Below are 17675 nucleotides of genomic sequence, written 5' to 3'. Positions count from 1 at the left end.
GCCGCCCTCTCCATTTCGCTCAAGCCGCACCCTGCCGGCTGGCGAGCATTTCGCGCTTCACGGACCGCCGCCATTCGACGGCGCCGGCGAGGCCGTGCAGCACCGTTTCCGTGGTCGCCCAGTCGATGCAGCCGTCGGTGATGCTCTGGCCGTAGACGAGCGGCTTGCCGGGCACGACGTCCTGCCGGCCGGCGACGAGATTGCTCTCGATCATGACGCCGATGATGCGCTCGTCGCCCGCAGCGACCTGGCCCGCCACGTCATGCGCGACCTTCGGCTGGTTCTCCGGCTTCTTGGCGCTGTTGGCGTGGCTGACATCGATCATCAGCCGCGGCGCGACGCCGATGCGGCCAAGCTCGGCGGCAGCGGCGTCGATGCTTGCGGCATCATAGTTCGGCTGAATGCCGCCGCGCAGGATGACATGGCAATCCTCGTTGCCGGTGGTCGCCGCGATGGCGCTGCGGCCGCCCTTGGTCACCGCCATGAAATGATGCGGCTGGGCGGCGGACTTCACCGCCTCGCCGGCGATCCTGAGATTGCCGTCGGTGCCGTTCTTGAAGCCGACCGGGCAGGACAGGCCCGAGGCCAGCTCGCGATGGATCTGGCTTTCGGCGGTGCGCGCGCCGATCGCGCCCCAGGCGACGAGGTCGGCGATGTATTGCGGAATGGTCATGTCGAGGAACTCGGTCGCCGCCGGCAGGCCGAGATTGTTGACGGCCGACAGAACGTTGCGCGCCATGCGCAGCCCTTTTTCGATGTTGAAGCTGCCGTCGAGGTCGGGATCGTTGATCAGGCCCTTCCAGCCGACCGTGGTGCGCGGCTTTTCAAAATAGACGCGCATGACGATCTCGAGCCGGTCGGCCAGGGCCTCGCGCAGCGCCGCCAGACGGCTGGCATAGTCAACGGCCGCGACCGGATCGTGGATTGAACATGGGCCGACGATGACAAGCAGTCGATCGTCGGTCCCCGAGAGGATCGAATGGATGGCGTTGCGCGAGGCAGCGACGGTGCGCGTCGCGGTGAGCGAGCGCGGTATCTCGCGCATCACCTCGTCCGGCGTGCTCAAGGCTCTGATTTCGGTGACCCGGAGGTCGTCTGTGGTGGTCAACACGGCTTTCTGCTCCTGGTTTAGGAGACCTGCCGGCTGAAACAAAAAAGCCGCCAGGTCTGGCGGCTTGTCGGATTTTTTGATCTGGAGTTTTCAGATCGAGCGCAATCCTCCCGCCGCCAGCGAGCTGAAATAAAAGTACCAAAACGAGGCGGTCAGGTGGATCATGCGGCTGATATAATCGATGCGTGGGCGTTTGTCACGTGCCTGTTGAGGCTGGCAATTTCGGGTGGGCCGAACCTTCGCGATTTCGTCATTCCAGGGCGAAGCAGGAGCGAAGCTCCGTCGCGAAGACCCTGGAATCCATGCCGTTACCTTGGCCGAAGAGCGCGGCGATGCATAATTCTGGACCGCAGCAACGCTCCGGAGTCGCGGCATGGATCCTCGGGTCTGCGCCGCGTCGCTTCGCTCCTTGCTCCGCCCGTGGATGACGAAGTGACCTGCGTCGCCGCCAGGCTCCCCTGCGACTACTCCCCGACCACGCCGGCTATGTTCTGATCATAGTCGACCAGCGAGCCGGTCATGACGCCCGCCTGCGGGCTCAGCATGTAGGTGATCAGCCGGGCAAGCTGCGCGGGCTTGACCAGCTGGCCCATGGGCTGCGCGGCCTCGGCCTTCTCCAACCAGTCATCCGACGCTCCGTGCCATTTTTTCTGGACGATCGCCTCGCCCTCGGTGTCCATCCATCCCGGCAGCACCGCATTGCAGCGGATGCGGTTCCGCCGATAAGCGCTCGCGACATTCTTGGTCAGCGTCATCAGCGCGCCCTTGCTGGTCGAATAGGGCGTCAGGAAGGACTGGCCGGCATGCGCCGACATCGACAGAACGTTGACGATCGAGCCCGGCGCTTTGCGCTCCAGGAGATGCGCGACGAGGCCCTGCATCAGGAAGAAGGGGCCGCGGACATTGGTGTCGAAGATCTGGTCGAAGAGTTCTTCCGATGTCTCGACCAGCGAGCCTCGCGCGGAAGTAGCGGCGGCGTTGACCAGCGCGTTCAGCGTTCCGAAATGCTTGATCGCGGTCTCGACGGCGCGCTTGCAGTCCGCAACCTTGGCGACATCGGCGCTGATGAAGATGGCGTCGACGTCGTTCTTCTTCAGCGCCGCGACCGCTCTGTCGCCCTTTTCCTGCGAGCGGCCGATCAGGGCCAGCGCGCGGCAGCCCTCATCGGCAAGCGCTTCCGCAACCGCGAAGCCGATGCCCTGCGCGCCGCCGGTGACGATGGCGCGCGTTTCTGAATTGCGACCGGCCAAACCGTTCATCGCTGTGCTCCTCAATCCGTATTCAAATTTCAATCGACGCGGATGGTCTTGCCCGTCTTGGCCGACTGCAAGGCCGCGTCGGCCAGCTTCAGCGCGATCAGCCCGTCCTTGCCGCTCGGCGCCGCCTTCTTGCCGGCAGTTGCCGCGGCGATGAAGGAGGCGATCTCGTTGGCATAGGCGTCGATGTAGCGGGTCATGAAGAAGTCGTGCAGCGGCGGACGGGTGTAGCCCTTGTCGTTGGCGAGCTCGATCGACACCGGCCGCTGGTTCTCGGCCGCGACCATGCCCTTGGAGCCGTGCACCTCGATGCGCTGGTCATAGCCATAGGTGGCTCGGCGCGAATTGGAAATGACGGCCTGCTTGCCGGAGGCGGTCTCGAGGATGACGCTGACCGAATCGAAATCGCCGGCTTCGCCGATTTTCTTGTCGACCAGCACCGAAGCATGCGCGCTCACCGCAACCGGCTCCTCGCCGAGCAGAAAGCGCGCCATGTCGAAGTCGTGGATGGTCATGTCGCGGAAAATGCCGCCGGAGCGGGCGATATAATCGAGCGGCGGGGCGCCCGGATCGCGCGAGGTGATGGTGACCATCTCGACCGTGCCGATGGCGCCGTCGTCGATCGCCTTGCGCACGGCGGCGAAATGCGGGTCGAAGCGGCGGTTGAAGCCGACCATCAGCGTGGCCTTGGTCTCCTCGACAACGGCCAGGCATTTTTCGACCCGCTCGACGGAGAGATCGATCGGCTTCTCGCAGAAGATCGCCTTGCCGGCCTTGGCGAAGCGCTCAATCAAGTCGGCGTGGGTGTCGGTCGGGGTGCAGATGATGACGGCGTCGATGTCCTTGGCCTGCTCGATGGCATCGATCGTGCGCACTTCGGCGCCGTAGGCGGAGGCGAGATCAGTCGCCGCTTTCTCGAAGGCATCCGCCACGGCAACCAGTTTTGCCTGCGGATTTGAGCCGACGGCGCGGGCATGCACCTTGCCGATACGACCGGCGCCGAGAAGAGCGAAGCGGAGAGTCATGGAATATCCTTCGAGATGATGTTAAAGGCTCGCCCGCGTCTGGTGGCGCGGACAATTGGTTGGTCCCGTCGCGGCGTCCGTCAGGCGGCCTGAAGCTCCGCCTGTCCGGTCTTGGCGCCGGTGATGTAGGCGACGATGTCGTTGCCGTCGGTGTCCTGCTTGCGCAAATTGGCGACGATGCGGCCGCGGCGGAAGACGACGATGCGGTCGACCAGGTCGAACACCTGGCGCATGTTGTGGCTGACCAGGATCAGTGGCTCGCCGTTTTCCTTCAGCGTACGGATGATGTTTTCGACCTGCGCGGTTTCCTGCACGCCGAGCGCCGCCGTCGGCTCGTCCATGATGATCAGCTTGGAGGCGAAGGTCGCGGTCCGGGCGATCGCGACGCATTGGCGCTGGCCGCCGGACATATGGCGGATGGTGCTGGACAGGTTCGGGATCTTCACCGCCGTGCGGACAAGCGCTGCCTCGGTCGCCTTGCGCATCGCCTTGCGGTCGAGAATCGAGAACGGCCCGAGGTTGAACAGCACCTTCTCGCGGCCGAGGAACAGGTTCGACGGCACGTCGAGATCGTCGGCCAGAGCGAGGTTCTGGAACACGGTCTCGATGCCCGCCTCGCGCGCCTCGATCGGGCCGGCGAAGTTCACTTCCTTGCCGTCGAACCAGATCTTGCCGTCGGTGCGCTGCTCGACGCCGGTGATCTGGCGCACGAAGGTCGATTTGCCGGCGCCGTTGTCGCCCATGATGGCGACATGCTCGCCCTTGCGCAGCTCGAAATTCGCCTCCTGCAGCGCGTGCACGCCGCCATAATGCTTGGTGAGGTTTTCGGTCTTCAGAACGATGTCGGACATGGTCAAGCTCCTATCGCGCGGCGGCGCTGGCGCCATTGATCGAGAACGACCGCGCCGACGATGATCACGCCCTTGACCATCTCCTGATAGTAGGCGTCGAGGCGCAGGAAGGTGAAGCCGGAAATGATGACGCCGAAGATCAGCGAGCCGATCACGGTGCCGATGATGGAGCCGCGGCCGCCCGACAACGAAACGCCGCCGATGACCGCCATGGCGATGGCGTCGAGCTCGTACATGACGCCCATGCCGGCCTGGGCGGTGAGGTTCTTGGAGCAGAGCACCACTGCGGCAAGCGAGGCGAGGATACCGGCGATGGCGTAGACCAGCACCTTGTGATTGGCGATCTTGATGCCCGACATGCGCGCGGCATCCTCGTTGGAGCCGATCGCATAGCAATGCTTGCCGTATTTCGTATAGCTCAGGATAAGCTGGAACAGGAGCGCCAGCGAGATGAAGATGACGACAGGCATCAGGCCCTTGCCGATGGCCGCGAAGCTGTCGGTCGGGAACGAGATCGGCTGGCCCTTCGACCACCATTTGGCGATGCCGCGGGCGGTGACCATCATGCCGAGCGTGGCGATGAAAGGCGGAATGCGGGTATAGGCGATCAACAGGCCGTTGATCAGGCCGGCGATCAGTCCGCAGCCGATCGCGACCAGCACCGGCACGACGACCGGCAGGTCGGTCCAGCCATAATCGATGAACATCGCCTTGGGATTGGGATTGCCGTTGACGGTCGCAACCTGCGCGAAGCTCATGGCGATCATGGCGGTGGCGCCGACGATCGAGCCCGAGGACAGGTCAATGCCGCCGCAGATGATGACCTGGGTGACGCCGATGGCTATAATGCCGACGATCGAGACCTGCAGGATGATGATCTGCAGGCGCTGCTCGTTGAAGAGGCCCGACACATTCTCGCGCGTGTTGAACAGGAAGCTGTCGCCGAGGAAGACGCGGCCGATCAGCTCGAAGGCGACGACGAGGATGACCAGCGCCAGGAACACGTTGAACTCGGCCGGCCATGGACGCTTCTTGGCGTCATAGCTCAACCCGCCAATGCCATGCGATGTCTGTGACACGTCTTCTTCCTCCGAATGACCGCGCCCCGTTCTCCCGCCCTGTCGGGCGGGAGAGGAACAGAGCGGCGCCGCTTCGCCAGCAGCCGATTTCAGCCAGTCCGATGCGTCGCGGCATCACCCCGCGGTTTGTCTTCACGCAATTCCGTACCGAAAACCGTTCCTGGAACTGCGCCGGCGCGCCTCAGTTCTTCTTCAAGAACTTGTCGATGTTCGCCGGAGTGACGAGCTGGAACGGGATATAGACTTTGTGTTCCACCTTTTCGCCCTTGGCGAGCTTCAGCGCCGCATCGAGCGCACCGGCGCCCTGGCCGGCAGCGTCCTGGAAGACCGTCACGTCGAGATCGCCTGCCTGCATAGCGGCTAACGCGTCCTGGGTGGCGTCGACGCCGCCGACGACCACCGACTTCATGTCGATATTGGCGGCCTTCATCGCCTGGATGGCGCCGATGGCGCTTTCGTCGTTGTTGGCTATAACGCCGTCGAACGCCTTGCCCGACGACAGCCAGTTGGTCATCAGGTTCTGCGCCTGGTCACGATCCCAGTTCGAGGTCTGCTTGTCGATGATCTTGATGAAGCTGCAGTCCGGCGTGGCGATGACTTCCTCGATGTCCTTGGTGCGCTGCACCGCGGCCTGGTTCGAGAGCTCGCCCATGATCACGTAGACATTGGCTTCCTTCTTGCCGGCTTCCTTGAACAGGCGGCAGGCTTCCTTGGTCTCGAGCGTGCCGGATTCCGCCTCGTTCGACGCGACGAAAGCCTGGTTGTCCGGCAGCTGGTCGACATTGACCGGCTGACGATTGACATAGACCAGCGGGACCTTGGCCGCGGCGGCCGCGTCCGACATTGCCTGGGTGGCCGAGGTGTCGACCGGATTGACGATGATGGCGTCGACGCCCGAGGCGGCGAAGTTCTTGATCTGGTCGAGCTGCTTGGCCACGTCGTTCTGCGCATCCTCGACCTGCAATTCGACACCGCTCATGCCCTTGGCCTGCGCGATCATGCCGTTGCGCAGCACGGTCAGGAAGTTGTCGTCGAACTTGGCCATCGAAACGCCGATCTTGGCGGCGAAGGCGGATGAGCACATCAGCGCCGAAAGCGCGACGCCCAAAAGCAGTTTCTTCATTTTATTCTCCTCCACTTGGTGTCCGGCTGCACCCATTTGAACCGGAATCCCCGGTTTGCCCGGGGAATCTCTCCCTGCGGCCATGCGGCGTCCCAACTCGACTGGAACGCCTCTTCCTCCATTCGCACTGGCGCTTCGGAACGAAAGAACCAAAAAGCCTAGTTAGTGAAATATTTATTCCATTTCGTTTTGGAAACGTCAAGGGCGATTCCGACGAGATTGGCCGGTTTTTCGGTCCCGATCGTCGAAACCCGAGCCCGAATCGAAGCAAATCGCCATGAAAGAATCCATCAGCCTGATGGATTCTTTCACATCGACCCATCGCAAACGCCGGGAATTGGCTGAAGCTGCCCCAACCTCGTCATTCTATGCGAACTATGGCGAAGCAAGGAGCGAATCGACGCGATGGGCGCTTCGGCCAATCTCCAACGCGTGCCGCCTGCCAACGCAAACGGGCGACCGATCAAAATTCCTGCGCTGGAGCTTCTAGATGTTTTCTGGCAGATAGATATCGAAGGGCAGGAAGGTCTGCCCCGGCGCATTGGCGGCGCCGCTTTCGATGGCATGGGCCATCAGTCCCAGGAGTTCCCGGCAGAGCGCGGCGAGCGGCGTCGAGATCACCATGGTGAGGATGTTGTCGGCAAGTGCTGCGCGCGAGACGGCGTTGATCTCGTTGCAGATGACGACCGGCATATCGGCCGGGTTTGCCGTTCTCAGCGCCGAGACGGCGCCTTCCATGCCGCCGCCGGCGACATAGCAACCGGCAAGATCGGGATGGCGCGCCAGGAGATCGAGCATGGCGTCATGCGTCACGTCATTCGCCTCGAGGTTGACCAGCGTCTCCATCACGGTGAAATCCGGCGCGTGCTCGCGGAAATAGGAGCGAAAGCCGATCTCGCGCAGCTCGTGGCCATGGAAGCGGTGGCTGCCGACGAAGAGAGCCACCTTGCCCGGCTTCCTGGCGGCCTTGGCGATCATCCATGCGGCGCTGCGTCCGACCTTGCGGTTGTCGAGACCGACATAGCCCTCGCGGATGCCGGCGGCAAAATCGGACAGCAGGGAGAACACCGGCTGCCCCCTCGCCTTCAGCGCCTCCACCACCGCCGTCAGCGTCGGGTGATCCGGGCCGACAACGGCGATGGCTCTCGACTTGGCCGCCAGCCTGCGCATCTGGCCCGCAATCTCATCGGGTGCCAGCGACGTGGCGAAGTCGATCGCGGCAGTGCCGCGGAAACGTTGCGACTGCGAAACCGCCAGCTCGAGCTCCCTGGCAAAATCGCCATAGAAGACGTCATTGCCCCTCAGCAGCAGGAAGCCGAGCCGGTATTCCGGCAATTCCTGGCGCATGCGCTGCTTGATCAGCCCCGCCGCGTGGTAGCCGATCTCGGTGGCGGCCTCATACACCCGGCGCGCCGTCTCCTCGCGCACCGGCAGGCGGCTGTTCAGCACCCTGTCGACGGTGGCGACGCTGACGCCCGAGACGCGCGCGAGATCGCTAATGGTCGGCCGCTTTGCCATGAATGCTCCATTGCCTGTCCGACTCAGCATATCTCATTCTGATAGGAAATGATAGAAACTATCTTCCTGATGTTGAGACTATCATGGGCCGGCGGTATGGTGAAGTGGAAGCCGGCCATGAACGACCCGAGACCTGCTAAAACCGTTCGCCAGGCGTTGTTGGAGGAAGCTCAATGACTGCCATGACGTCTTCGTCGGCGTCGCCACGCGACTACAGCCTGACCGGCCGCGACGCCAAGCTCGCGGTCGAGAACGGGCTGGCGGCGGCCGAGTGGTACCATACCGAGATCCCGCGCAAGCAGATGAAGGAGCTGATGCAGCGCTCCGACCAGCCGGCGATCCGCGACACCATCATCTGGCTCGGCGCGCTTATCCTCAGCGGCGCGGGCGGCGCCTGGTTCTGGGGCAGCTGGTGGTGCGTGCCGTTCTTCTTCGTCTATGGCACGCTCTATGGCTCCTCGACCGATTCCCGCTGGCACGAATGCGGCCATGGCACGGCCTTCCGCACCCAGTGGATGAACGACGCCGTCTACCAGCTCGCCTGCTTCATGATCATGCGCAATCCGGTGACATGGCGCTGGAGCCATACACGCCACCACACCGACACCATCATCGTCGGCCGCGACCCGGAGATCGCCGTCATGCGGCCGCCGGATCTGCTGCGCGTCGTCTTGAACTTCTTCGGCATTCTCGACGCATGGCATGCCATGACCGACATGCTGCGCAACGCCGCCGGCGTCATCAGCGCGGCGGAAAAGACCTACATCCCCGAACAGGAACAGCCGAAGGCCATCCGCGTCGCCCGCCTATGGCTCGCCATCTATATCGCGACCATCGCCCTGGCCCTCTACCTGCATTCCTGGCTGCCGCTGCTGCTGATCGGCCTGCCCCGCCTCTACGGCGCCTGGCATCACGTCATGACCGGACTGCTGCAGCATGGCGGGCTCGCCGACAATGTCATCGACCATCGGCTCAACAGCCGCACCGTCTACATGAACCCGGTCAGCCGCTTCATCTACTGGAACATGAACTACCATGTGGAGCACCACATGTTCCCGATGGTGCCCTACCACGCGCTGCCGAGGCTGCACGAGATGATCAAGCACGATCTGCCGGCGCCGACACCGTCGATCCTGGCCGGCTATCGCGAGATGATCCCGGCCTTCCTGCGCCAGCTGCGTAACGAGGATTATTTCCTTAAGCGCGCGCTGCCGCCGACGGCGAAGCCCTACCGGGAAGAGCTGCACAACGACAATCCGGTGGCGGCAGCGGCCGAATAGCGTAACCAACCGAATTTTCGCGGAGGACGAGATGAGCGACTGGGTCGAGGCCTGCGCGGCCGGGGACATCGATGAGGAGGACGTGATGCGGTTCGACCATGCCGGCCGCACCTTCGCCATCTACCGCAGCCCGGACGACGAATATTTCGCGACCGACGGGCTGTGCACGCATGAAAAGGTGCATCTGGCCGACGGGCTGGTCATGGACGACATCATCGAATGCCCGAAGCACAATGGCCGCTTCAATTACAAGACCGGCGATGCGCGCGGCGCGCCGGTCTGCGTCAACCTGAGGACCTATCCGGTCAAGGTCGACGCCGGCAAAGTTCTTGTTCAGGTCGGGTGACGCTGATGACGGGAGGAATGGTGGTCATCGGAGCCGGCGAATGCGGCGGGCGCGCCGCGCTCGCTTTGCGCGATCTCGGCTTCGAGGGGCCGGTGACGCTGGTCGGCGACGAGCCGCATCTGCCCTATGAGCGGCCGCCGCTGTCGAAGGAAGCGATGACCGGCGAGGCGCCTTCGATCAAGGCGATCGCCACCGACGCGCTTTTCGCCGAGCGCGCGATCCGCCACATCCATTCCGTCCGGGCCGTCGCGATCGATCGTGCCGCGCATGTCGTGCAACTGTCGGACGGATCCTCCCTGCCATACGAAAAACTTTTGCTGGCAACCGGATCCGTGCCGCGCACGCTGCCGATGCCGGGTCTCGGGGGGCGTTGCGTCTATCTCAGGACCTTCAACGATGCTTTGGCCATTCGCGCTCATCTCAGCGCCGGCAACCGCGTCGCCATTATCGGCGGCGGCTTCATTGGCCTCGAGCTTGCCGCCGCGGCGCGCAAGCTAGGCGCCGCCGTCACCGTCATCGAGGCGCAGCCGCGCATCCTGATGCGCGGCGTGCCGGCCGAGATCGCCGAGATCATCCACAAGGCGCATGAGGCCGAGGGCGTTGCGATCAGCACCGGCCAGGGGATAGCGGCGATTGCCGATGACGGCGCGGAGGTCAGCATCACGCTGGCCGACGGGCAGGCCATCGTCGCCGATCTCGCGGTGATCGGCATCGGCGCCGTGCCGGTGACCGCGCTTGCCGCTGAGGCGGGGCTGGCCATCGACAACGGCATCGCAGTCGACGAGCAGTTGCGCACCGCCGACCCGGATATCTTCGCCGCGGGCGACTGCTGCTCGTTCCCGCTTGCCGTCTATGGCGGCCGGCGCGTGCGCCTCGAAGCCTGGCGCAACGCCCAGGAACAGGGCGCCTTGGCCGCGAAGAACATGCTGGGCGCCGAAGAGGCGCATGCCGCCGTGCCGTGGTCCTGGTCGGATCAGTATGGGCTGACCCTGCAGATCGCCGGGCTGTCGGACGAAGGCAAGAGTATCGTGCGGCGCGACCTCGACGACGGCGCCTTCATCCTGTTCCATCTGGCCGAGGATGGCAGGCTGGTGGCCGCCAGCGGCATCGGCCCCGGCAATGCGGTGGCGCGCGACATCCGGCTGGCGGAAATGCTGATTGCCAAGCGGGCGACCCCAGCCCCGGAAGCGCTCGGCTCGCAAGCGGTCAAGCTGAAGTCGCTGCTGGCGGCGTGAACTGCCTTGGTAATTGTTGAGCTCGGCGCTGGCCCTCATCTGCCTGCCGGCACCTTCTACCCGTAAAACGGGCTACGCTATGCACACGTACTCTGTGACTGGCGTGACTGATCGACCTGAGGCTTGATTGCCACGTGGTTCCCCCAATCCGTCGCTGCTTCGCAGCGCCACCTTTCCCCCCTCCGGAGGGAAAGGAAGGGAGCCTTGCTAGACGAGCGTCGACGGCAAAAAGCTTGGCGCCTTTCCTCTCCCCCGTCGATCGGGGGAGAGGTGGCTCGGCGAAGCCGAGACGGAGTGGGGGTCGACCAGCGCTACGTTGGACAATGCATGCGCCAAGCTGGCATGCACCCTACGGCTCCGCTCTCAAAGCCTGACGCGCCTAAAACAGCGCCTTCAGCTCATCCAGCTTGTCGTTGACCAGCCAGCCGTAATAGTTTTCTTCGGGCAGCTTTTCCGGTTCGCCGGCGGCGCGGCGCTTGTCGTTCTCGGCCTTCAGAGCATAAGCCCGCTCTTCGGGGTTGCCGACATTATAGAGCGTGGCGGTGAGGCCCGGATTTTTCGAGATGTCGAAGCCGGCGATGCCGCGGTAGGCGTCGATGGACTTCCTGATGGTCGCGGCGACGTAAGGCAGCGTCAGGTCCGGGTCCATGATGGTCTTGTAGACGGCGTTGGGATCGCCGACGTCGAGCCTGGGCAGGCCCGAGACCTTGTGCACGAGGTCGCTCATCTGCAGCGCGGTCAGCGGGTTCAACTGGCCGAGGCCGAAGGTCTGGCCGGCATAATAAGGCTGGAAGAAGGTGGCGCCGAAGCGATCGTTGGGGAAATCCTCGCCGCCGACGCTCTTGCCGCGGAAGGCGCGGTTCCACACCTGCTCGCGGCATTCCCAAAGGTCGTAGCTGTCGTCCATGCCTGCGCATTTCTCGAATTCCGGCCGCTGGATGAAATCCGAAACGTCCTCGCCGTGATAGGCGAAAGAGAGCTTGCTCGACAAATAGGAGATCGCCTTCACGTAATAGGTCTGCAGACGGTCGTAGGCGTCGACATTGTAGGTATGCTCGCCGACGATGGCGCCGACGATATGCATGGGATCGATACCGTAGGCTGCTGCCGCCTTCCTGATCTTGCCGCGCAGTTCGGCATCGTTCTGCAACAGCGCGTAGACCTTGCGGTACTTGGCCTGGAAGGTGGTGTTGGTGGCCTGGGTGCGCCGGCTGGAGGCGCCTGGAATATCCGGCTGCACGCTGTTGCGGTTGCCCGGGGGCACGATGGTCGCGGCATCGGCGGTTGCCACCGCCGCCGCCAGGGCCATGCCGAGAAAAAGCAGGATAAGTTTCTTCATACGCCGCCGCCTTCGAATGCGCGGCAAACTAGGTAAAGCGCATGGCAGAGTCGAGAGAAGGCTTCGAGCTGCCAGCGAAAATGGTGGCCAGATGCTTCCATTTGGCCACACTTCGCATTGGAAGGCGTTTCAGGCCGGCCGGAAGCCAGCCCGAAATCGGGGCATTGGGCGGGCGTTTCAGGCCGGCTCGAAGGCCAGCCCGAAACCCAGATAGAGCTTAAAGAATAAACCGCGACAGGTCGGTGTTGCGCGACAGGTCGCCGACATGCTTCTCGACATAGGCGGCGTCGATGGTGACGGCCGTGCCGTGGCGGTCGGGCGCGTCGTAGGAAATCTCGTCCAGCACACGCTCCATCACCGTCTGCAGGCGCCGGGCGCCGATGTTCTCGACGCTGGCGTTGAGATCGACGGCGATGCCGGCAAGCGAATCGATAGCGTCGTCGGTGAAGGTCAGCTCGACGCCTTCGGTCTTCATCAACGCGATATACTGCTTGATGAGGCTCGCCTCAGTCTCGGTGAGGATGCGGATGAAATCCGCCTTCTCCAGCGCGCGCAGCTCGACACGGATCGGCAGGCGGCCCTGCAGCTCGGGCAGCAGGTCGGACGGCTTGGAGACGTGGAAGGCGCCCGAAGCGATGAACAATATATGGTCGGTCTTGATCGGCCCATATTTGGTCGCGACCGTGGTGCCTTCGACCAGCGGCAGCAGGTCGCGCTGCACGCCTTCGCGCGACGGGCCGCCCGAAATGTCGCTTCTTGCGGCGATCTTGTCGATCTCGTCGAGGAAGACGATGCCGTCATTCTCGGCCGATTCCAGCGCCCTGCGCACCACCTCGTCCTGGTCGAGCAGCTTGTCGGACTCGTCGTTGACCAACAGCGCATAGGAATCGCGCACCGTGGTCTTGCGGGTCTTGGTCCTGCGGCCGCCCATGGCCTTCGAAAGCATGTCGTTGATGTTGAGCACGCCGACATTGGCGCCCGGCATGCCGGGAATCTCGAAACCGGGCATGCCGCCGGTGCCGGTGTCGGCCACCTCGATCTCGATCTCCTTGTCGTCGAGCTCGCCGTCGCGCAGCTTCTTGCGGAAGGAGTCGCGGGTCGCCGGGCTCGCCGTCTTGCCGACCAGCGCTTCCAGCACGCGCTCCTCGGCGTTGATCTGGGCGCGCGCGGCGACGTCCTCGCGCATCTTCTCGCGCGTCAGGCCGATGGCGACCTCGACGAGATCGCGCACGATCTGCTCGACATCACGGCCGACATAACCGACCTCGGTGAATTTCGTGGCCTCGACCTTGACGAAGGGCGCGCCGGCGAGCCGCGCCAGACGCCGCGAGATCTCGGTCTTGCCGACCCCAGTCGGGCCGATCATCAGGATGTTCTTCGGCATCACCTCTTCGCGCATCTGGCCTTCCAGCTGCTGGCGGCGCCAGCGGTTGCGCAAGGCAATGGCCACGGCGCGCTTGGCGTCCTTCTGGCCGATGATGAAGCGATCGAGTTCCGAAACGATTTCGCGGGGAGAAAATGTGCTCATATTACTCAAATTCCACTTTGCCACTGCCTGATAAACTCGAACGGATGCAGCAGCATGATCACGTTGAGCGTCAGATTGTCCCGGATGATGTAACCCGTGCCGAACTCGAAGATGAGCGCCAGGGCCACGACCACCCATATAGGTAGCTTTCGCGCCATCACAAATCCCAGCGCCATGAACAGCGTGTCGGACACCGAGTTGATGATCGAGTCGCCGTAATAGTTGAGCGAGATGGTGCCGGCGCGGTAGCGGTCAATGATGAAGGGGCTGTTTTCCAGGATCTCCCAGCCGCCTTCGATGAGTACGGCGAAGGCGAGCCTTAAGCCCACCGGCGAGCGCGGGAACAGGGCCCAGGCCAGCGCATAGAACAGGAAGCCGTGGATGATGTGCGAGAATGTGTACCAGTCGGCGATGTGCTGGGAGTTCTCCGAACTGTTGACCACGCCATGCCAGAGCTTGACGTAGCCGCAGGTGCAGATCGGCGGATGGCCCATGCCGTACAAGGCGCCTGCCTGGAATATGATAAAGGCGAGCACGAGCAGCAGGCCCATGCGCCAGCTGTCTTCATAGGCCGAAAGCGTCTTGTCCCCTCCGGATGCAGTCATTCAATCAGTCCCCCAGATGTTCATCGTCGTTGGCCGCATCGACGGCCATCAGCACGACGTCCCCATATTGCGAATGCCTGCGCCCGATCGGCCTGAAGCCGGCCTTCTCATAGGCGCGGATGGCGCGGCCATTGTCGGGATGCGGATCGATGATGACGCGCGGCGCGCCTTCCTCCAAAAGCTCCTCGACGAACTGGCGCAGGATGGCCGAGCCATGGCCGACCCCGACCAGTTCCGGCGGACCGATCGTGAGGTCGATGCCCAGCGTGCCGAAGGGCTGGTCGGCATAGGGATGGTCGTCCTCCATATGCGGATCATAGCTCTGCAGATAGGCGATCGGCCTGCCGTCGAGCTCGACGATCAGCGGCTCCACCGAAACCGAATCGATATGCTCGCGGATCTCGGCGATTTCCTTTTCCGGATCGTCCCACCATGCGGCGACATGCGGCTCGCGCAGCCAGCCGGCGATCATCGGCAGGTCTTTTTCCGTGACCGGCCGAAAATCATAGCTATCTTCCTGTTCGACCATGATCTTGTCCGAAAACCGGCGGCCACCGTTCGCTTTCGCGGTCCTTCGGTTCGGGGTCATGTTCAAGCGGCATCGAGCGTTTCGACGACAAAATTGTTGTTGGTGTAGACGCAGATGTCGGACGCGATCTGCATGGCCTTGCGGGCGATCTCCTCGGCATCCTTGTCGGTGTCGATCAGCGCGCGTGCCGCGGCCAGCGCGTAATTGCCGCCGGAGCCGATGGCCATGACGCCATGCTCGGGCTCCAGAACGTCGCCATTGCCAGTCAGCGCCAGAGAGACCGATTTGTCGGCGACCAGCATCATGGCCTCCAGCCGGCGCAGATAGCGATCGGTGCGCCAATCCTTGGCGAGCTCGACGCAGGCGCGCGTCAGCTGGTCCGGATATTGCTCCAGCTTGGCTTCGAGCCGCTCGAGCAGGGTGAAGGCGTCGGCGGTAGCGCCGGCGAAGCCGGCAATGACGCTGCCGTCCTTGCCGATGCGGCGGACCTTGCGGGCGTTGCCCTTCATGACCGTCTGGCCGAGGCTGACCTGGCCGTCGCCGGCGATCACGACCTTGTTGCCCTTGCGCACGCTGATGATGGTCGTGGCGTGCATGGTGAGTTCATTCGACATTTGAGCTCCGATGCGCGCTATCCCTCGAAAAGGCGATTGGCGCGGTACGAGTGAGTTTGATCGGCCATATGTATGCATAGGGCCAACGATTGCAAACCGCCTCAGGCCGAGCCGATAGCGGCCGGAATGGCAACTGGCAATCGCCGGATCATGCTGATAGAAGGCTCTCGTTTTCAAGCCCTGCGCCTCCAAGCAGGGCAACAAGGACAAAGCGATGACGCGTTCGGCCGAAGTCAGCCGCAAGACCAAGGAAACCGAGATTTCGGTCTCCGTCGATGTCGACGGCAAGGGAAAATCCGACATTTCGACCGGCGTCGGCTTCTTCGACCATATGCTCGACCAGCTGTCGCGGCATTCGCTGATCGACATGACGGTCAAGGCCAAGGGCGACCTGCATATTGACGACCACCACACGGTCGAGGACACCGGCATCGCGATCGGCCAGGCGCTGAGCAAGGCGCTGGGCGAACGGCGCGGCATCATGCGCTATGCCTCGATCGACCTTGCCATGGACGAGACGCTCACCAGGGCCGCGATCGACGTGTCGGGCCGGCCGTTCCTGGTCTGGAATGTGGGCTTCTCGTCGCCGAAGATCGGCACGTTCGACACTGAGCTGGTGCGCGAGTTTTTCCAGGCGCTGGCGCAGAATGCCGGCATCACGCTGCATGTGGCCAACCATTACGGCGCCAACAACCATCATATCGCCGAAACCTGCTTCAAGGCGGTGGCGCGGGCGTTGCGCGCAGCGCTGGAGCCCGATCCGCGCCAGCCCGACGCGGTTCCCTCCACCAAGGGATCCCTGAAAGGATAGCCCTATGGCGATCTATGTCGTGATGGCGCCGCTGGCCGGCAACAGAGCCGAGGACGCAATTTTCGTGCGCGACAGCTTCACCTGGCTGGGTTTCCTGGTCGCGCCGCTCTGGCTCGCCTGGCACCGGATGTGGATCGAGGCGGCTCTGACCTTCATAGTCATGGCGATCCTGTCGGTTGCCGGCGAGAGGCTCGGGCTCGAAGGGGCCGGATCGCTGCTGTCGCTGCTGGTCTCGCTCTATGTCGGCTTCGAAGGCCAGGGCCTGCGGATCGCCTCGCTGCGGCGGCGCGGCTGGCGCGAATGGGGCGTGATCGAGGCCGGCAATCTCGGCGATGCCGAGACGCGCCATGCGCTGGAAACCGACGTGGAGAGCGAGGAGCAGCCCGCCCTGCCGCGCATCGTGCCGGATGCATCGCAGGCACGTCCGCCGCAGACAGGCATGGCGCTCGGCCTGACCCATACGCCTGGAAGGCCCTGACATGCGGGTGGCAATCATCGACTACGGCTCGGGCAATCTGCGCTCGGCCACCAAGGCCTTCGAGCGCGCCGCGCATGAGGCAGGCCTTGCCGCGACGATCGAGCTGACGTCCGACGCCGAGCGCGTGCGTTCCGCCGACCGCATCGTGCTGCCGGGCGTCGGCGCCTATGCCGACTGCGCCGCCGGCCTGCATGCGGTGGCAGGCATGTGGGAGGCGGTGGAAGAGGCCGCGCTTCGCAAAGGGCGGCCTTTCCTCGGTATCTGCGTCGGCATGCAGCTGATGTCGCAACGCGGCCTCGAAAAGACCATCACCCCAGGTCTTGGCTGGATCGCCGGCGACGTTAAGGAGATCACGCCGTCCGATCCGGCGCTGAAGATCCCGCAGATCGGCTGGAACACGATCGAACTCCAACGCAAGCACCCACTGTTTTCCGGCATCGAGACCGGCCCGAAGGGGCTGCACGCCTATTTCGTCCATTCCTATCATCTGGACGCGAAGAATTCGGGCGAAGTGCTGGCGACGACCGACTATGGCGGCGCGGTGACGGCGGCCGTCGCCCGCGACAACCTTGCCGGCACGCAGTTCCACCCCGAGAAGAGCCAAGCGCTCGGCCTGGCCCTGATCACCAATTTCCTGAAGTGGAGGCCCTGACAATGAGCAAGAAGGGCTATTGGATGGCGATGATCAATGTCCGCGATCTGGACGTCTACAAGCAGTATATCGACGCGAATGCCGTCGCCTTCGCGAAATACGGCGCAAAGTTCCCGGTCCGCGCGGGACGCTACGAGAGTCCAGAAGGGCCGACCGGCAACCGTCACGTGCTGGTGGAGTTCGAGTCCTACGACAAGGCGATCGAATGCTATCATTCGCCTGAATATCAGCATGCCTCGAAGTTCCGGCTCGCCGCTTCGACCGGCCATTTCGTCATTGTCGAGGGCGCCTGACC

Annotated in this window: 19 protein-coding genes; 7 read left to right on the top strand and 12 right to left on the bottom strand. The window is 63.6% G+C overall.

From position 1 onward, the window contains the following. Nucleotides 1-19 precede the first annotated feature (19 nt). From LB526_RS22480 to LB526_RS22450, 7 genes are all read right to left on the bottom strand, one after another. Entirely contained in the window at nucleotides 20-1111 is a 1092-nt protein-coding gene (locus tag LB526_RS22480; RefSeq protein ID WP_224525942.1) for a 3-deoxy-7-phosphoheptulonate synthase, read from the bottom strand. A gap of 464 nt (nucleotides 1112-1575) precedes the next feature. Next, entirely contained in the window at nucleotides 1576-2370 is a 795-nt protein-coding gene (locus tag LB526_RS22475; protein WP_224525945.1) for an SDR family oxidoreductase, read from the bottom strand. 29 nt (nucleotides 2371-2399) lie between these two features. Next, nucleotides 2400-3392 (bottom strand): inositol 2-dehydrogenase, encoded by a 993-nt coding sequence (iolG, locus tag LB526_RS22470; RefSeq protein WP_224525948.1) that lies wholly within the window; start codon nucleotides 3390-3392, stop codon nucleotides 2400-2402. A gap of 80 nt (nucleotides 3393-3472) precedes the next feature. Continuing rightward, on the bottom strand, nucleotides 3473-4243 hold the full coding sequence (locus tag LB526_RS22465) for an ATP-binding cassette domain-containing protein (RefSeq protein WP_095768022.1): 771 nt from the start codon (nucleotides 4241-4243) through the stop codon (nucleotides 3473-3475). 2 nt (nucleotides 4244-4245) lie between these two features. Further along, the gene (locus LB526_RS22460; protein WP_224525950.1) at nucleotides 4246-5322 is read right to left on the bottom strand and encodes an ABC transporter permease; all 1077 of its coding nucleotides are present in this window, start codon (nucleotides 5320-5322) and stop codon (nucleotides 4246-4248) included. Between the two features lie 181 nt (nucleotides 5323-5503). Further along, on the bottom strand, nucleotides 5504-6445 hold the full coding sequence (locus LB526_RS22455) for a sugar ABC transporter substrate-binding protein (protein ID WP_095768205.1): 942 nt from the start codon (nucleotides 6443-6445) through the stop codon (nucleotides 5504-5506). A 486-nt stretch (nucleotides 6446-6931) separates the two neighbouring features. Further along, the gene (locus LB526_RS22450; RefSeq protein ID WP_095768204.1) at nucleotides 6932-7963 is read right to left on the bottom strand and encodes a LacI family DNA-binding transcriptional regulator; all 1032 of its coding nucleotides are present in this window, start codon (nucleotides 7961-7963) and stop codon (nucleotides 6932-6934) included. A 173-nt stretch (nucleotides 7964-8136) separates the two neighbouring features. Between LB526_RS22450 and LB526_RS22445 the strand changes: the two genes are divergently transcribed. The 3 genes from LB526_RS22445 to LB526_RS22435 are packed head-to-tail and all read left to right on the top strand — an operon-like array spanning nucleotide 8137 to nucleotide 10824. Further along, nucleotides 8137-9243 (top strand): fatty acid desaturase family protein, encoded by a 1107-nt coding sequence (locus LB526_RS22445; RefSeq protein WP_224525951.1) that lies wholly within the window; start codon nucleotides 8137-8139, stop codon nucleotides 9241-9243. Nucleotides 9244-9274: 31 nt separating this feature from the next. After that, nucleotides 9275-9589 carry a MocE family 2Fe-2S type ferredoxin gene (locus tag LB526_RS22440; RefSeq protein WP_095768020.1) on the top strand — a complete coding sequence of 105 codons (315 nt, stop codon included), beginning with the start codon at nucleotides 9275-9277 and terminating at the stop codon, nucleotides 9587-9589. A 5-nt stretch (nucleotides 9590-9594) separates the two neighbouring features. After that, on the top strand, nucleotides 9595-10824 hold the full coding sequence (locus tag LB526_RS22435; protein WP_224525953.1) for an NAD(P)/FAD-dependent oxidoreductase: 1230 nt from the start codon (nucleotides 9595-9597) through the stop codon (nucleotides 10822-10824). A 379-nt stretch (nucleotides 10825-11203) separates the two neighbouring features. Here LB526_RS22435 and LB526_RS22430 read toward each other — a convergent pair whose 3' ends face one another. The 5 genes from LB526_RS22430 to hslV form a co-directional block, all read right to left on the bottom strand. Beyond that, nucleotides 11204-12238, bottom strand: a complete 1035-nt coding sequence (locus LB526_RS22430; protein ID WP_411967977.1) for a DUF1402 family protein — start codon at nucleotides 12236-12238, stop codon at nucleotides 11204-11206. Between the two features lie 142 nt (nucleotides 12239-12380). After that, nucleotides 12381-13691: an ATP-dependent protease ATPase subunit HslU gene (gene hslU / locus LB526_RS22425; protein WP_224546353.1), complete on the bottom strand. Its 1311-nt coding sequence runs from the start codon at nucleotides 13689-13691 to the stop codon at nucleotides 12381-12383. Nucleotides 13692-13696: 5 nt separating this feature from the next. Next, nucleotides 13697-14296 (bottom strand): DUF2585 domain-containing protein, encoded by a 600-nt coding sequence (locus LB526_RS22420; protein ID WP_224546351.1) that lies wholly within the window; start codon nucleotides 14294-14296, stop codon nucleotides 13697-13699. A 4-nt stretch (nucleotides 14297-14300) separates the two neighbouring features. Continuing rightward, complete coding sequence (locus tag LB526_RS22415; protein ID WP_224629881.1) at nucleotides 14301-14825, bottom strand: GNAT family N-acetyltransferase; 525 nt, start codon at nucleotides 14823-14825, stop codon at nucleotides 14301-14303. Nucleotides 14826-14887: 62 nt separating this feature from the next. Then, complete coding sequence (gene hslV / locus LB526_RS22410) at nucleotides 14888-15439, bottom strand: ATP-dependent protease subunit HslV (RefSeq protein WP_224629880.1); 552 nt, start codon at nucleotides 15437-15439, stop codon at nucleotides 14888-14890. Nucleotides 15440-15653: 214 nt separating this feature from the next. Between hslV and hisB the strand changes: the two genes are divergently transcribed. The 4 genes from hisB to LB526_RS22390 are packed head-to-tail and all read left to right on the top strand — an operon-like array spanning nucleotide 15654 to nucleotide 17673. Beyond that, nucleotides 15654-16250 carry an imidazoleglycerol-phosphate dehydratase HisB gene (gene hisB, locus LB526_RS22405; protein ID WP_224629879.1) on the top strand — a complete coding sequence of 199 codons (597 nt, stop codon included), beginning with the start codon at nucleotides 15654-15656 and terminating at the stop codon, nucleotides 16248-16250. Between the two features lie 4 nt (nucleotides 16251-16254). Next, nucleotides 16255-16728 (top strand): DUF2628 domain-containing protein, encoded by a 474-nt coding sequence (locus LB526_RS22400; RefSeq protein WP_224629878.1) that lies wholly within the window; start codon nucleotides 16255-16257, stop codon nucleotides 16726-16728. A 1-nt stretch (nucleotide 16729) separates the two neighbouring features. Continuing rightward, nucleotides 16730-17380, top strand: coding sequence for an imidazole glycerol phosphate synthase subunit HisH (gene hisH, locus LB526_RS22395; RefSeq protein WP_224629877.1), 651 nt, complete (start codon nucleotides 16730-16732; stop codon nucleotides 17378-17380). A 2-nt stretch (nucleotides 17381-17382) separates the two neighbouring features. After that, on the top strand, nucleotides 17383-17673 hold the full coding sequence (locus LB526_RS22390) for a DUF1330 domain-containing protein (protein ID WP_224629876.1): 291 nt from the start codon (nucleotides 17383-17385) through the stop codon (nucleotides 17671-17673). Nucleotides 17674-17675: the final 2 nt, after the last annotated feature.

It is taken from the genome of Mesorhizobium sp. CA6 (genome assembly GCF_020165035.1).
Classification (GTDB): domain Bacteria; phylum Pseudomonadota; class Alphaproteobacteria; order Rhizobiales; family Rhizobiaceae; genus Mesorhizobium.
This window is presented reverse-complemented; position numbering and strand designations above follow the sequence as displayed.